The organism is Pararhizobium sp. DWP1-1-3 (genome assembly GCF_049896125.1).
In the GTDB taxonomy this organism is placed as follows: Bacteria; Pseudomonadota; Alphaproteobacteria; order Rhizobiales; family Rhizobiaceae; genus Pararhizobium.
Window position 1 is genome coordinate 18,742 of record NZ_JAFCTR010000017.1, and the last position, 15,361, is coordinate 34,102.

Consider the following 15,361-nt stretch of genomic DNA (forward strand, 5'->3'; position numbering starts at 1 on the left):
CACCTCGTGCGGTTCAATGCTCTAGCCGGTGGCCGACGAATTCAATAACTGCAGCAACTGCGCTTTGAGTTCGTTCGAACTGTAGGGCTTCGTCAGACGCGGCCGATCGCGATGCCGTTCTTCAATCGCCCAGTCACTGTAGCCACTGCAGAGGAGAAACGGGATATCGCGGCTAGCGAGGATGTCTGCAACTTCGTACGAGTTGCCGCCCCGGATGTTGACGTCGAGGATCGCTGCATCGATCGGCGCCTCCCTCGCCAACCGAATGGCCGTGTCAAGGCGAGATGCAGGTCCGACCACCTGTGCACCCATGCCCAGCAGGGCGTCTTCTATTACCAGCACGATGGTCATTTCATCTTCGACGACCAGCACCTGGCGGCCTTCTGCTCTGTCCTGGCTAATCATCGGCGTCCTCCTAAGGCCACGGGACGAAGTTCTCCAACTTCGGCGGTGAACGGAAGTTCGATGATGCAAACGACGCCGCTCTCTTCGAAGGTGCGTGTTACCTCGCCGTCGAATTCATAACTCAGGGAGCGATCGATCACGGTTGTGCCGAACCCGCGTCGCGAGGGCGGCCCAGTGACAACCGGTCCATGGGTTTCCGCCCAGTGCAACCGCAGCCGGCGATCGGAACCGTCCGTCACTGCCCAGGACACCGAAAGCTGACCTTTGGGTACGGACAACGAGCCATACTTTGCTGCATTGCTGGCTAGCTCATGAAGGGCCATCGCCAGCGACAATCCGGCCTTTGGAGTCAGCGCGACGTCAGGGCCTTCGATCTGCAGCTCCCAATCCCCATAAGGTTTAAGTTCGGTCTCTACGAGCTCGCGCAACGTGCCGCTTCCGCCTCCCTGGTGACTGGTCAAGAGACTATGAGCACGCGTGATTGCCGTGATGCGGCCGGTAATCGTCTCCGCGAACGCTTCCGGCGATGAACTCGCCTGCAAGGTCTGGCCGACGATCGAGGACACGATTGCCAGAATGTTCTTTACGCGGTGGTCGAGTTCACCCAGAAGCAACGCTGCATGTTCTTCGGCACGTTTACGGTCTTCAATCTCCAGGGTCACCGAGATGATGCTGGTGGCGGCCCCGTCGCTATCCCCCAGCACGGATATGGTATCGTGCACCCACACCGACGTTCCGTCGGAACGCTGCAGGCGGTACTCAAGCGCTATCGGGTTTCTGTCGCGGGTCGCCTGCTCAAAACACGCACTGGCTGCTTCGATGTCCTCGGCATTGATTATGTCGTGGCGGCGGAGTTGCCGCAGATCTTGAGCCGACCGACCGGCCATCGTCTCAAACGCCTTATTGGTAAGCAGGAAGTGCCCCTCGAGGTCCGTTTCGGCAACGCCCACCGCTGCTTGATTGACGATGGCAGTAAAGCGTCGCTCGCTGACATCTTTCGCCCGCTCAGCTTCTCGTCGCGCGGTCACGTCGACGAATGTGATGACGACACCGTCGATGACTCTCTCGATGCTGCGGTACGGCCGGATGCGCATCACGAACGTCGCGCCACGGTCGTGCAGTTGAAGCTCGCGTTCCGTAACCGTGAGGTCGCGCAAAACCTTGGCCACGTCTCGCCGGAGATCGTCATAGGCGAGCAGGCTGACGATGTCGGTCAGCGGCCGGCCTCTGTCACTGTCGCGAAGGCTAAAAATGTCCGCCATGCCAGGCGTAAAGTTCCTGATACGGAGGTTTTCTTCAAGAAAGATCGTCGCAATCTGGGTGCTGTCGAGCAGATTCTGCAGATCGCTGTTGAGGTTCGAAAGAAGGTCGTTCTTTGCCATAAGCTCGGCATTGACGGTCTGCAGCTCCTCGTTGATCGACTGCATTTCTTCTTTCGAGGTCTGCAACTCCTCATTTGTCGACTGCAGTTCCTCGTTGACCGACTGGTACTCTTCCGCCGAGGATTTCATCTCCTCGTTTGCGGTCTCAAGATCGCCGATCGTTGCCTGCAACTGCGCACGAGTGGTACGAAGTTCTTGCTCCGCGGCCACAGCCTCTGGACTCCGGGGACTTCCATCCGCCGACATCAGCGGCTCCGTCGCCACGCTACGCATTTCCTGAAACGCGACAACATACAGCCCTTCACCGCCCGTATCCTGCACCGGCTCGACGATGACGCTCAGAGCGCGCTGTTGGCCCTCAAGAAAGACTGAGACGTTATCGGCGACAACGGCCTCTCCTGTTTTTAAGACCGACTGCAGCGCCGTGCGAACGGTGATCCGCAGCGTCTTCCTTAGATTGGAATGGATGCTCAGGCTTGCCGCACCGGCAGAAGGTTCGAGATAGCGGCCAATCTCGCCGCCCGAATAACGCACGATGTTGCTCTGACGATCCACGACAATAAAGGAGGGCGAGTGCTTCGCCAAGGCGGTGCGCACCGCCCGATCGACGCGGTCACCCCCTCCCCGGCTAAGCTCACCGGCCGCACGATTGGCGGCAGGCGTTTGCGGTGGCATCGGAAGGGCCGGGAATGCCGCATCCCCATCCGACCGCTGGAAGATGTGGGCCGCCTTATCCCGGACCGCGAAGAGATTTGAATGGCGGCTTACGCCTTCCGAAAGACCGAGGAACAGCAGGCCGTCGGGGTTGAGCGCGTAGTGGAATGTCCGCAAGATGCGGTCTTGCAGATCATTGTCCATATAGATCATCAGGTTGCGGCACGAGATGAGGTCAAGCCTCGAAAACGGCGGGTCTTTCGTCACGTTGTGGACCGAGAACACACACATCCCGCGTATCTGCCGGTTCGGGCAGAAGGCCCCGTCTTCCTCAAAAAACCATCGCTGAAGGCGTTCCGGAGAAATGCCTGTCACACGCTGATAACGGCCTGCCCTGGCGAACTCGATCGCACGGTCGTCGATGTCAGTTGCGAATATCTGGACCTCGAGGTTCGCGTTGCGCGCCTCAAGTATCTCGCGGATTGTAATCGCAAGGCTGTAGGCCTCTTCGCCGGTCGAACAGGCCGCCACCCAGACCCTCAGTGATTGCGGGCGGTCGCTGCGTTCGAGGATCCCGTCAATTGCCGCCGACAACCCCTGGAAGGCGTCGGTATCACGGAAGAATTCTGTCACGCCGATGAGCAGATCTCGGAATAGCATTTCCGGCTCGGCGGGATCGTCGCGCAGATGCTTGACGTAAGAAGGCACAGTGTCGGCCTGCAGAACCTGCATGCGACGCTGGATACGGCGCGTAACGGTCTTGCTCTTGTACTTCGAGAAATCGTGCCCTGTCTTCGAGCGGAGAATGGCAATGACTGTCCCCAAGTGTTCGGCGGCGTCCTTGCGCGTGCCGTCGCCATCCTTGCGGTCAGCCACTAGCGCCAGGTGATCACGATACTCGATCAGCTTTGCGGGCATGTCCTCGACTTGCAGCACGTAATCAACCAAACCAGTAGCCGCAGCGCTTTGCGGCATGCCTGCCATGGCATGGTGGTCAAATTCCGCCTGCGCAATCGTCAGCCCACCATTCTCCTTCACGGCCACAAGCCCGACCGATCCGTCGCTGCCGACGCCCGACAGCACGATTGACACGGCGTTGTCGCTTTGGTCTTTCGCCAGCGAGACGAAGAAGGTATCAATTGGTCTGCGGTCTTCCCGCGGAGGCGCTGGTTGGACGACGACGAGGTGCCCGTCCTTTATGGTCAAGGTAGCGTCGGGCGGGATCACATGGACGCAGTTGGGTTCGACGCGCATGCCGTCGAGAGCTTCAACGACGGGGATCGGCGATTCTCGCGCGAGGATTTCGGTCAGCATGCTTTTATGATTCGGTGAAAGGTGCTGCACGAGCACAAATGCCATTCCGCTATCAGGCGGCAAATTTTCGAAAAACGCCTTGAACGCTTCAAGGCCACCTGCGGAAGCGCCGATGCCGACAATCAGGCCGCAGTGCTTAGAATCGTTATGTTCTTCCCTCATGCGCATTAACCGTCCGTCCCCGTTCTATGTTCCCGTCGCCGAAGATCCTACCACATGACTGCGCGAACCCAGACGAAACATCAACAGTTGCAGAAGACAAAAGCTCTGAGGCGTGGAGGAGTGGCACCGGTTGCATCTCGAGAGCACGATACTATGGTTGGAATCCCGTTAGATCTCCAGGCCATAAAGGAAGCAGGTCTAGCTCACCGGCTTGAGAAAGCGCGGACGCAGGTGTGATGCCTAGGATTGAGTTATCGTCATAGCCGGTCGCAACTACGAACGGCACGCCGCCGGACATCAGTTTGCTCGCCCAGGAGCCCCAACCTAATTTCTGTACGACAGATTCCTGTCGCTGTGTGGCGCCGGTGAGAGGGCCAAAGGCTACGACGGTTCGTTCGGTGAGTGTGGAAACGACCGGGTATTGAGGGACAGCCTCTCCGCGAGCGACCGTTGGCGGAGGGCTCTGGCGCGGACCTTTTTACTTGATACGCTCAAGGATTACGCCGAAAACAGACCCTCAAGGCACTGCCGAAAGTGGCGCGCGCCGCCCTGTCGGAAGAAGGCGAGGCCGGCTTCCAAGCATTGCCATGAAACGCGAGGCCAGATCGAACGCCTTGACCAGGTCTTCGAACTTCTCGGCAAGGCTGCCCGGGGGAAGACCTGCGAAGCCATCCAGGCAGCCTTGCCGAAGGCCAAGAGATCAGGGAGGAATACAATGATGGCGACGAGGGCGACTTTGCCCGGCTTTCCCTTGGCCTTGAGGCGTTCGAAGAATGCCTTCATATCGGGATCGAAGCGGATGCCGGAAGGTCAGCGATGTGGAGTGCGTCCCGCACGGGCTTTCGTCCACCGGCGATCAGCCTTTTGCCGCGCATCAGACCGCTGTCGCGGTTGAGCGGCGCGACGCCGACCAGTTTGGCGATCTGTCCCTTGTCCATCAGCCCCAGTTCCGGCAGGGCGGCGATTAGGAAACATGCGGTGCGCAGGCCTATACCTTTGAGCGACATCAATAGGTCAGCCTTGCCCGACAGGTCCGCATCCAACTTGAGGCAGGCCGTCATTTCGTCCACTACCGCCTGACGCTGGTCGAGCAGAAACCGCAATGTTGCCTCAATCCAAGCTCTCGTCATGTCGTTGGCTTTACCGGCCAGCTTCCCGACGGTTCTTCTCTTGCACGATCATGTGCGACAACTGCCTGTAGCGTGAGACCCAAATCGACCAGGCTTTCCTGTTCTACCGTGGCGGCAATGAGTACTTTCGTGTCAATGCGCCGGGCATAGTCGGCCAGGACGAAGCCATCGATCCCGGTCGGTCTTGGAGAGCTGACCGCCCGCTCTTGCGAACTGTCTAATCTGTTTGGCGTTGACCTTGGCGACGGGAAGCCCGGCCGCCTGCAGGGCCGAAACGACGAGACGCTCGTAACCGTCTGACGGCTCAAGGATAACCCGCTCGATCCCCTCGACTGGGGCCAGGAAGGCGAGGAAGGCAGCGATGCCTTGCGCGGTATTGGCAGAGGCCACGGACTGCTGCTCGAGAAGAATGCAGATATCGAAGGAGGATTTGGATATGTCGATGCCGACAAAATGGCTAGTATAGGACATGAGGCGCTAGTCTCCCTTATACGCGAGGGCGAAGCTCTATCAACGGTTCGAAGAAGCCTCGAAATGCGCAAAGGGTTCTGCTTTTTTCCGAACGGAAGTTCAGGCCGGGCAGAAATCAACCGCTTGTGCATCGCCATTGCGGTGTTGCAACCACCCAATGACAAACGAGGCGGGAACATCATATCCGATGTCCCGGCCTCCCAATGTAAAGCCGGGATTGCCAATGATCTCGACGAAGGTGTTATGGCCTTCCCTGGAGAGGAGGGCGTGTCAGCCTTCGTCCCGGAACTCGGCAAGCTGGTGTTTCGAGCCGCGAGCCGTCGGTGAAGCTCGGTAGGCTTCTCCAATCAAGTAGTCTTCGATGGGGCGGGGTTCTCCGCGCCCTTCTGGATCCTGCTGGTACGCCTGGCATGTCCGGCATCCGTCATCAATCGATGCAGGTTTCGAGAGCGGCATCGTGTAGACCGCGCCTCCTTCAGCGAACCAACGCTTCGATTTCATACAGATCGTTGCGAATAGCTGTCGAAGCGACCCCGGCTTGCCCCATCGCGTGGCTAATCTGGTCGAGACCCATTACGACGTCGCCAGCGGCATAAAGGCCTGGGACGCTCGTTCTCTGATGAGCGTCGACGTCAATAAAGCCCTCATCCGAGACGCGAGCTCCGAGTGCTTCTGCCAGGCGGGAACGAATGTCCGAGCCAAGGGCCGGGTAGAGTGAAGCGAACGCGTAGGCAGTCGCGTCTGTTGTCACGGTAATCATGCCGGCACCCGGTTCGATTGATATCACCGGTCCCTCCTCGACTTTGACGCCGAGACCTTCCAGGCCTCTTCGCTCGTCGTCAGCAAGGCTGTGCTCGCCATCAGGCGCGACCAGCGTGACATCCCGGGTGTAGCTTCGCAAGAACTTCGCCTCCTTAAATCCCTTGGCGCCAGTACCAAGGACGCCAACGGACCTGTCGGAGACTTCGAACCCGTCGCAAACAGGGCAATAACGCAGGAGTCCGTGAGCAACCGCCTCGTCGTGCGCGGCTGACACCATCGGTGGCCGGCGGTTGAGCACACCTGTCGCCATAAGCACGGTCCGGGCAAATGCTGTGTCGCCGTCAACCTCCAACTCAAAAAAATCACTGCCCTTTTTAACGGCCGTGACCTTCCGGCGCTGGTTCAAAGCGCCGTATCTCTGAGCTTGCGCACGCATTCTGCCCAGAAGTTCCGGGCCACTGATCCCGTCTGGAAATCCAGCATGGTTATGCGATATCGGGATCATCGCCGCCCGGCTGGTATTATCGTCGAATACCGTCACCGAGAGATGGAAGCGAGCCAAATAAATCGCTGCCGTCAAGCCAGCCGGGCCGCCACCGATGATGGCACAGTCCCAGATCGTCTTTTCCAAGTGGTCGGTCATGAACGTCTTTCATCTGCCCCCAGCCTTTTGTCTCGAGAGCCCAGATACCATACAACCAGCGGCTTGAGCCTTCCCCCGGCACGTAGTTCAATCCAAAGCAGGCACCAGCCTTCCCCGTTTGTCGGGTCTTTGTAATATCCCTGGCCGTCAGACTGCATTAGTCGAGTGCGCTCGATAATCGGTTTTGACGGCTGTGCATCAGGGAGCCCTGACGCGTTCAAATAAGCTTCCCGCTCATCTAACATGCCGATTTTCTCATGGGGCGGCCGCGCGGGCTATCATTTTCCAAGCGTAAAGCGACAATGTTGAAACCACTCATATTGAACTAGACCTCGCACGATGGTGCACTCGCCTTTGGGGCTGTATTAGGTAGCGACCCTCATTTATGGTCGCCAGCTATTGATTTCCTGCTGGCAGTACCCTTGGAGAGAACTACGTCACCACACCGTCTGATCAACCTCGTTGAGTTAATATCGATGCGAGCTAACTGGTTCCCCACAAACAAGTTCCCAAATGAATTGGCGGCAGGAGTGGCTTGATCGGCCAGTCTTGTCAGTCCTGATGAAGCGAGTAACTCGGTTTCCCCACCCTATGCGGCCTGCTTTATTGAGACTGCCCGATTGACGGCTTCTCCCAATCATCCTGAGGTCGCGCCGTCCAGAATTCAGATGTAAGAAGCTGGGAACTTTAGCCCTCCCAGCTAGTTTGCTTTCCTCCGTGGTAGGAGACACGTATGGCTGTTCAGCTTTCGCTCGAAGAAACTGATGTTGCACCAACGACCGAAACCGGTTCAGGTGTCCTCGCATTTGCACGCGATCTTGCCTACTTGCGCCTGTCGATCGTCAATGTGATTTTCTATGGAGATCCGACGATCGGAAATGGTTGGGTCCTGATCGATACGGCCTGCCGACTTCCAAGCAAAGCATCATTGCTGCTGCGGAACATCGTTTTGGCCGGAATACCCGACCGTCGGCGATCATCATGACGCATGGCCATTTTGATCACGCAGGATCGCTTGAAGCATTGGCACGCCACTGGGACGTGCCGGTTTACGCCCATCCTCTCGAATTTCCTTATCTCAACGGACAGGCCTCCTATCCGCCAGCAGATCCCCTGGTCGGGGGTGGCCTGATGGCGTTGCTATGGCCGCTTTTTCCACGATCTCCGGTCAATGTCGAGCCGTGGCTGACGACGCTTCTGGCAGACCAAACGGTGCCTCACATGCCGGAATGGAGATGGCTACACACGCCGGGACACGCGCCCGGCCACGTCTCCCTGTGGCGCGAAGCTGACCGCACACTGATTTCTGGTGATGCAATTGTAACCACTGGCCAGGAGTCGGTCTACGACGCGATCATGCAGACGCCCGAAATGCACGGACCGCCGCGTTACTTCACTCCGGATTGGGACGAGGCCGAACAATCTGTCAAGCTGCTCGCTGCGCTGGAGCCAGAGTTGGTGATCAGCGGCCACGGCCAGCCAGTCAGCGGGCCGAGTATGAGAAACCGGCTCCACGAACTAGCAATGAATTTTCGAAACATCGCTGTTCCTGAAGGTCGCCCATACACTAGCGATCCGGCTAAGCCGGGCAAACGCGGTAATGACGTCTATCGATAGAGATCAGTCGCGCCGCTCGATCTTCCGCAACTGGCTGTGGTGGAGCCCGCAAGCGGAGCTTACAGCAGACTGGGCAAACGATGCCGTCTTTCTCGTATCCGCCGCAATTACGAGTAAACTCATTTCGTATCGCGTGGGGCTCAAGCTTTCGTGGCTCAAATTGTTACGAACGACACGCCTCCGGATGAAAAGCCTGGAGGAGCTGAATGTCTGGCTGCTCGACAAATGTATCGTTTACGCCAAGGCGCACCGCCATCCAGAGCAGACCGAGCGAATGATCTGGCGGGGTGTTCGAGGAGGAACGCGGTAGCCTCGTGTATTACGTCGGGCCGTTCGACGGCTTCCAAAGCGTCCCGGTCTCGATGTCGAAGACCTGCACGGTTCGTTTTGATAAGAACAAATACTCCGTAGTGGTTACGTCCGTTGCGTATAGGCCTATGGCATTAGGGCGCCGATATCTTTGACGAGATGGCTATTTGCGAGGCTTAAGAAGCGATCGCGCACATAAGCGGAGGGCTCGAGAGGATTCATTTAACATCTTTCGATCTGACGGACGGCGCCGAATGCACATTTTTCTATTTGTTGGAACGACGATCACATTGAGACGGCCAACGAGAAAACGGGTTGGTCTCGAGACTTTGAAACTGGACTGCATCCACCGGACAAGCTCCTATAATCGTCTTCATTGCCCAACGAACGCATCGTTGATCTCGCGATAGCTGCGAAACCTTGGGTACTTACGAAGTTCGTTCGCTCAAGTCATCTGCCGAAACTCGCTGTCCTGAACGGAACAACACCGGCTCCAAATGGTAAGAGCGTGGGCCGTTCATTCTGACGGCATCGGAACGCGGACGCGGGAGGCAAGGCAATGGGCGGAATTGAGTTAAAGGGGAATACCTTAGCCACGGCAACAACCGGCTTGTTACATACGGCCATCGTGTTCTTGAACGAACTCGCGAACGACCGCGGAGATGGGCCATGGATAAGCGATCTCCATGACACGATAAGCCACCACCTGAAAAACATCAGTCTTGATGACTTGCCTCCGCTCGAGGAGTTGGAGCAGATTGATGCAGCTCTGCTGGCACTAGACGCTGTCTTTTCGACAGTCGATCCCCGGTACAGAGGCCCACGGCGTGTATAAATTGGTGGATTCTCGGTGCTAAGTTGCTCCCACGCTGTGTGAACGGCGCACCTTGGCCACTGCATTGGCTTACGGCCGCTTTGCTTATTGGAAGCCGACCGCGTATCGCGCCGAAGAGAAGTTGAGTACAGGGATGGATAGCCTGCGATTTCTTCGCGATTATGGACAAGGTCGAGGTTTCCGGTAAAATGCAGAAACGTCAGGCAGAGTATGTTGCATACGCCAACTTCCCAGCTGGCGGTTCGCCAGTTCCCGCTCCATGACCGTTGCCATGTGCCGAACCGAGGAGATCGGCATTTTGGGCAAAGTCCTATTTTTTGCTGGCTCGAGCATTGCCTGCCCGACCGAGGCGTCGGTCTTATCGACATTGCCATTTTGATGCAGCATCGGCGCAAGGCCGAAATAACTTGCCAACTGCTTTCGGTTTCTGGCGGACGCGTAAGCGTTTCACAAAGGTGCGGAGCGACAAAATCCGGCATCAAGGATTTCACGCTTTTAGAGACCGTTGCCTTCTTCGCTGACTTGGCCGCCATCTGCGTCTTCCCTGCCTTGCGCTCTTCGGCGGTGAGACCGGTACTGCTGTCCCACACCGCATCCGCTTCGAGCGCGTCGCCCTGCGTCATGAACGGCGTCGGCTTGCTGCCCGTGCCGGACGCAATAGCCTCCATTTTCCTGTCGGATGCCACTGAGGTATAGTTCTCCTCAAGGCCGGCCGCGCCGTTTTCCTCGGCGGAAAAGCCGTCATGATGCTGTTCAGCAGCTAATTGGTCCGTTTCCCGCCGTCGCGACCGTGGCGCCTGCGCACGAGTACGAAGCTCCCGTGCAGTCGCTCTCCATCTAATGTGAACTTGAAATCCCGCTTGGCGAGCGCCTCCTCCGCGTCTTTTTTCCTTCCGGGCGATTACATCATGATCGATCCCGATGAAGTTGCGGCGGTCGTGCCGACTCTGACAAGATGCTAGAGGCCAAAGCCTTCATCCCGTGCGGCAAGATCGACGACGTTTATTTCGAAAAACCTTATTTTGTTGTACCAGTAGAAGATGAGGATCATGACGCTTTCATCAGCAGCCAAGATGCTGTGATCAAGGCACGCGCCACTGCGATTGCGCGGACCGTGGTCTTCCGCCGGATGAGAATTGTCCTGATCAGAGCCAACGGTAACGCTCCTTAAAACGCTTTCATTCACAATGTCGCGGGCCCCGTCAGGTCACACAGTTGCTATCCCGTTAGAGCCGCACCGAGCAGACCGGCCGCAGCGCTAAAGGCTCAGGACCTATTAAATCACTTGCGGTGGATTTCTGTTTGATTCACTAGGATCGAAGGGAAACGATGTTATCAGTGATTCGTTGCTTCTGTCGGAGGCGCAGATGCGCCGGCAAGATAACCGCCTGCATTCCTTCAAGGGCAAACTGCACGGTCGCGATCCCGTATGATCCCGCGCTATGAACAGGTGGTAACTTTCCGCCTAGCTTCAGGTTCGTGCCGCAGTTCAAAGAAGGGAAAGCCATGAACCGTCGCACCGTACTGACAACCGCAGCTTTTGCCACTTCCGGCGCTCCTTTTATCAAGGGCCTTCGCGCAGTCTGCCGCCATCCCGGCGAAGCGGAGAAGCGGAGAAGCGGAGAAGAAACATGCCACCGGGACAAAAAGGTTGGCTCTTTTTCGTTAGCAACCAGCCGGGTGGCCCTTGAGAAATTCTTCGACCGATGGCAAATGAATTCGCCAAGTGGGAGGTCGCCGAACAGGAAACGATTGCCGACATCCTGATGGAAATGGGAAATAAGGCTAAGGGCGCGCTCAAGCCTCCGACCGACTCCGAAGTCGAAGCAATGCTTGACGCCGAAGGCAATGCTTCGCTCCAGCCATATTGCAAAGCTTATAGGTGATTGTCGCCAGACTACGGTCGGCCGGTAGCGCTGTCGATGGCAGCTGGGTGATTTTCATGCCCGGCTCCCTCGGCCGTCTCGTCAATTATTCGTGCACCGCGTTGTCGCGTTAGATACCGCCCAACCCACTGGATGGAGACGAGAAGGCGCTTCTCGAAATTGATGAGAAGATAGACGTGAACGAGCGCCCAAAGAAGCCAGGCTGCCCTGCCTTTCATCGTCCATTTTCCAAAGTCGAATACAGCGGCGTTCCGGCCAATGACCGCAGTGTTACCGCGATTTTTGAATTTGAAGCCTGAAACGGCATTGCCCCTTCGCAGGCTTTTCCCGAGGTATATCCCTTGTTGTTTGGCGACCTGTGCTAGGCCCGGCAAAAACTTCCCGTCTGACCCCACCAGCGCAGATGTGTCTCCCACGGCATAGATGTCGTCCAACCCCTGGACACGAAGACAATCGTCGACAGGTATCCGGCCGCCCGCGACACCGGAAATTCCGAGCCATGAATGGGCGGGGGAAGCCTTGACGCCGGCGCCCCATATGATCGATCCGGCGGGGACGAATTCGCCGTCGATCTCGGCCCCATCCTCCCGGATGTCCATCACCTTCCTACCTGTACGGACCTCGACACCGATCTTTTCGAGGTAGGTCCTGGCGTAGGCGGAGAGGTGTTCCGGGAAGGCCGCCAGTATTCGTGGTCCCGCTTCCACGAGGAGCACTCTCAGATGGTCGGGTTGCAGGTTTCGAAAGTCGCGGCTAATCATAAATCGGCCTAGTTCAGAAATCGCGCCAGCCATTTCGACGCCGGTCGGTCCCCCGCCAATGACAATGCTGGTGAGCAACGCATGCTTCTCCGGCTCGCTTCTCGCCCGCTCCGCCCGCTCGAAGGCTAGAAGCAGGCGATGGCGGATCTGCCGCGCTTCATGAATGCTTTTAAGGCCGGGTGCGAACATCCGCCAGTTGTCGTGCCCGAAATAGTTGTAATCTGAGCCGGTGGCGATGACGAGGTGATCGTAGGGAACCAGTTCACCATCAGACAAAGACACCGTGCGGGACGACGGGTCGATGCCGACTACCTCTGCCATGATCATGTCGATGTTACTGAAATGGGCGAGCGTTTTGCGAATCGGTTCGGCGATGTCCGCCGGTGACAGGGCGGCGGTGGCTACCTGATACAGCAGGGGCTGGAAGAGATTGTGGTTGCGGCGGTCCACGACCGTGACGTCAATATCGGGGGCGTTGCCGAGTTCGATTGCACATGCCAAGCCGCCGAAACCGCCTCCAATGATGACGACATGGCGGGAGGCGGGATGTTCGGCGTCGAGCTCAGGTCGGTCTGTCATGGTACGCTCCGTCGATTGCTTCTCGGATATCGCCTGTCTGATCGATGCGTCATGTCGTGAGGCCGAAGCAGCGCAGTGAAAGCAGGTCTTCAAGAGTAAGGTTTCGGCTGAACAGAAGAAACGACCACACCGGTCGCGTCGCGAAGACAAGACCAAGACCGAAAGCAGCCCATGTTAACGCAGTGCGCATTTCACGCAGAATCTCAACCATGACGCCGCCTTATGATCAGTACGCCAACGGCGGCCATTGCCCCACCCCAGGCAAGAAAACCGACATCCCAGAAGAGCCACTGCCCGCGCGGGACCATTTCGTTGACGTGGTGCAAGCCAAGAACGTGGTGGTCAACAATGCCTTCGATCAGGTTGAACGATCCAAAGCCGGTGAGCATCGTCGCAATGAGGTCGCCTGTCGACCACCGGAAATGGCTGAGGCGGCCCGACCGCCACAGGATGAAGAGACCAGCGAGCACGAAGACATAGGTACCGGAGTGAAAGACGCCGTCCCAGAACGTGTTCAGTTCAAGGTTCTCGATTGTGGTGATCGGGTACCAAGAACTGAGCATATGATGCCATTGCAGAAGCTGGTGGAGTACGATGCCGTCAAAAAAGCCTCCGAACCCCAGACCAAGCAGCAGCCCTGCGGATAGCGGGAAGGTTCGTATGATGCGCCGACGCGAGCCGGTCATGCGAGCACCTTGGCCGCCACCGCAGCTTCTACGAACGCGTTGCGGGCAAGTTCGGGACTGCGGTGCCTTGCGATAGCGTCGACGCAGCGGCGCTTGGCGACGGCATATTCCGATTGACTGCTCGACGGCCAGCGATGGAGAAGCGCTGCTAATGCCGAGTCCGGCCCGCCAATGCGTTCCCGCATCCCGTTGCCAATCCGGACAAAGACGGGCGCTTGCCACGTTACCCGGAAATCAACATCGATGACCTTGTCCATGAAGGACTCCATTCGTTTCGTCACGTCAAACCTTCGCATGGGATACAAGTTCCCAAGGCTCCGACTTAAGTGTGCAACGGCGGCCATCTCCGCGATGACAAGTTCCCTGCGTTGCGAAGCTTGTCGACCGGGCCTGCCCACGGGGCTCCGCACAGCAGCCCTGAAGCAACGTGCTTCGAGAATCGACGGACGCCAGCATGGTAGGTTCTCTCCCATGGTTGAGCTTTCGGGTCCTGATGGGAAGAAAAATCGACCCGTTATTGTCCCCAGCAATTTACCTCGCAGCTGTCGGTCAGAGTCAGTCAGTCCTATGCCGAAGTGAACGGCGGCCAACGAGGATAACCTGCAGTGTCTTCGCGGCAGCTGCTATCTCATCGTTCTCGCCTCTCGGAGGAAAGCGACCAGCGTCCTTTCGATAACGGTAGGTCGTCGCGTAGACGGTGAGGAAGGTGATCGGTGACAGTTTCACCTTGAACGTATTCTCGTGAGGCAAGACGTCGCGAAGGAAGTCAGGCCGATGGTAGTCTCTACGCTCCGCCTTGGTATTTTCCAAACTGAGGAGCGCCAGAAGAATCATCGGCAGCCTGCCGAGATGATAGACATCGTTTCGCCCCATGCTTGGCATTATCGCGATATATAGCCGCTCTCGGCGGATTTCTGAACACCCAGCTAGCCATAACCCACTTGAATCAAATTGAACCTTGTCAAAGATCTCGCTAGTTTGGTAAATGGTCCCGTGGTGAAATTTGTAATCCTGAACGCCCTGAAGGGATCCAAACTTTTTTTACCCAGCTTCAATTAGCGTTCATCCCACCGCTCGAACAATGAAATATGAGCACGCTAACATGATTTCTGGTTCTCGATGGTCTAGGCTGGGCGCCCTCCCTCGCGATCGCTCGTGCTACGAGTGGAGATCGAACACCCGTCAGGTGCGCGCGCGGAGTTGGGCTCCGCGATCCCTCTAACCGCGGATAGACGAGCCTTAAGACGACCGCTGTCCGACTGTTGCTGTTAATCGGGTGCGAACACTACAACGCAAGAGTACTGTCGCAAGATTTTCGGCGAGCTTCATGCACAGCCGAGGAAAGGAAGGCGAAGTCCCACGTTGCAATTAAACTAGTCCGATAGTCGAGATATTATGGAACGAAAAATCGTCCCGCCCGTTTTTGCTGAGCAAAACGGAGGGACCTAGCCTCACGAACCTGGCACGACCATTGTATGACGTGTTATTGCAAAGCGTGGCGTGGCCGATTTTCTCCCATCGGGGGACCTGCCGCGCTCAAGGGCGCGGGCAAGTGAGAAGGGTAACTTCAGCCTTCGCGCTGTTCGTCACACGGGCCGTTATTGAGGAACACCTATGACTACAAGCGCCAAACTTGCTGTCGTTCTTCCGATCTTGATTGCTGTAGCGCTCGTTCTCAAAGTCCTGTTTGGTTTCTATTCTGTCACTAAGCGTGCCCCAACCGATGGAGATGGCTCTGAGGTCATGTGGGAATCTGGGGGCACAA

General features: G+C 57.3%; 8 protein-coding genes and 6 pseudogenes. 6 read left to right on the top strand and 8 right to left on the bottom strand.

The genetic code is table 11. The features are described from left to right. Positions 1 to 21: 21 nt before the first annotated feature. Both ACP7BS_RS25220 and ACP7BS_RS25225 read right to left on the bottom strand, forming a co-directional pair. Positions 22 to 405, bottom strand: coding sequence for a response regulator (locus ACP7BS_RS25220; RefSeq protein WP_426233653.1), 384 nt, complete (start codon positions 403 to 405; stop codon positions 22 to 24). Further along, positions 402 to 3,917: a chemotaxis protein CheB gene (locus tag ACP7BS_RS25225; protein ID WP_426240292.1), complete on the bottom strand. Its 3,516-nt coding sequence runs from the start codon at positions 3,915 to 3,917 to the stop codon at positions 402 to 404. Before ACP7BS_RS25225 ends, ACP7BS_RS25220 begins: the two co-directional genes overlap by 4 nt. A gap of 463 nt (positions 3,918 to 4,380) precedes the next feature. Here ACP7BS_RS25225 and ACP7BS_RS25230 point away from each other — a divergent pair. Beyond that, positions 4,381 to 4,631, top strand: a pseudogene (locus ACP7BS_RS25230) (ferritin-like domain-containing protein); the annotation flags it as partial. On the opposite strand, the pseudogene ACP7BS_RS25235 reads toward ACP7BS_RS25230, so the two are convergent. Next, positions 4,632 to 5,518, bottom strand: a pseudogene (locus tag ACP7BS_RS25235) (IS110 family transposase); the annotation flags it as partial. 63 nt (positions 5,519 to 5,581) lie between these two features. On the opposite strand from ACP7BS_RS25235, the gene ACP7BS_RS25240 reads away from it, so the two are divergent. Further along, entirely contained in the window at positions 5,582 to 5,845 is a 264-nt protein-coding gene (locus ACP7BS_RS25240; protein ID WP_426240356.1) for a hypothetical protein, read from the top strand. A 148-nt stretch (positions 5,846 to 5,993) separates the two neighbouring features. Here ACP7BS_RS25240 and ACP7BS_RS25245 read toward each other — a convergent pair whose 3' ends face one another. Next, positions 5,994 to 6,923: an NAD(P)/FAD-dependent oxidoreductase gene (locus tag ACP7BS_RS25245; protein WP_426232137.1), complete on the bottom strand. Its 930-nt coding sequence runs from the start codon at positions 6,921 to 6,923 to the stop codon at positions 5,994 to 5,996. 733 nt (positions 6,924 to 7,656) lie between these two features. Between ACP7BS_RS25245 and ACP7BS_RS25250 the strand changes: the two are divergent. Together ACP7BS_RS25250 and ACP7BS_RS25255 are read left to right on the top strand one after the other, a co-directional pair. After that, a pseudogene (locus ACP7BS_RS25250) lies at positions 7,657 to 8,540 on the top strand (MBL fold metallo-hydrolase). 175 nt (positions 8,541 to 8,715) lie between these two features. Then, positions 8,716 to 8,950: pseudogene (locus tag ACP7BS_RS25255) on the top strand (IS21 family transposase); the annotation flags it as partial. A gap of 1,153 nt (positions 8,951 to 10,103) precedes the next feature. Here the strand turns inward: ACP7BS_RS25255 and ACP7BS_RS25260 are convergent. After that, positions 10,104 to 10,582 (bottom strand): annotated as a pseudogene (locus ACP7BS_RS25260) (DNA ligase D); the annotation flags it as partial. Between the two features lie 10 nt (positions 10,583 to 10,592). Here ACP7BS_RS25260 and ACP7BS_RS25265 point away from each other — a divergent pair. After that, positions 10,593 to 10,843, top strand: a pseudogene (locus ACP7BS_RS25265) (Ku protein); the annotation flags it as partial. Between the two features lie 547 nt (positions 10,844 to 11,390). Then, positions 11,391 to 11,570: a hypothetical protein gene (locus tag ACP7BS_RS25270; protein WP_426240293.1), complete on the top strand. Its 180-nt coding sequence runs from the start codon at positions 11,391 to 11,393 to the stop codon at positions 11,568 to 11,570. Between the two features lie 11 nt (positions 11,571 to 11,581). Here the strand turns inward: ACP7BS_RS25270 and ACP7BS_RS25275 are convergent, their stop codons facing one another. From ACP7BS_RS25275 to ACP7BS_RS25285, 3 genes are all read right to left on the bottom strand, one after another. Further along, on the bottom strand, positions 11,582 to 12,910 hold the full coding sequence (locus ACP7BS_RS25275) for an NAD(P)/FAD-dependent oxidoreductase (protein ID WP_426240294.1): 1,329 nt from the start codon (positions 12,908 to 12,910) through the stop codon (positions 11,582 to 11,584). Between the two features lie 203 nt (positions 12,911 to 13,113). After that, positions 13,114 to 13,596: a DUF2243 domain-containing protein gene (locus ACP7BS_RS25280; protein ID WP_426232142.1), complete on the bottom strand. Its 483-nt coding sequence runs from the start codon at positions 13,594 to 13,596 to the stop codon at positions 13,114 to 13,116. Then, the gene (locus ACP7BS_RS25285; RefSeq protein WP_426232143.1) at positions 13,593 to 13,853 is read right to left on the bottom strand and encodes a DUF982 domain-containing protein; all 261 of its coding nucleotides are present in this window, start codon (positions 13,851 to 13,853) and stop codon (positions 13,593 to 13,595) included. Before ACP7BS_RS25285 ends, ACP7BS_RS25280 begins: the two co-directional genes overlap by 4 nt. Between the last annotated feature and the right edge of the window lie 1,508 nt (positions 13,854 to 15,361).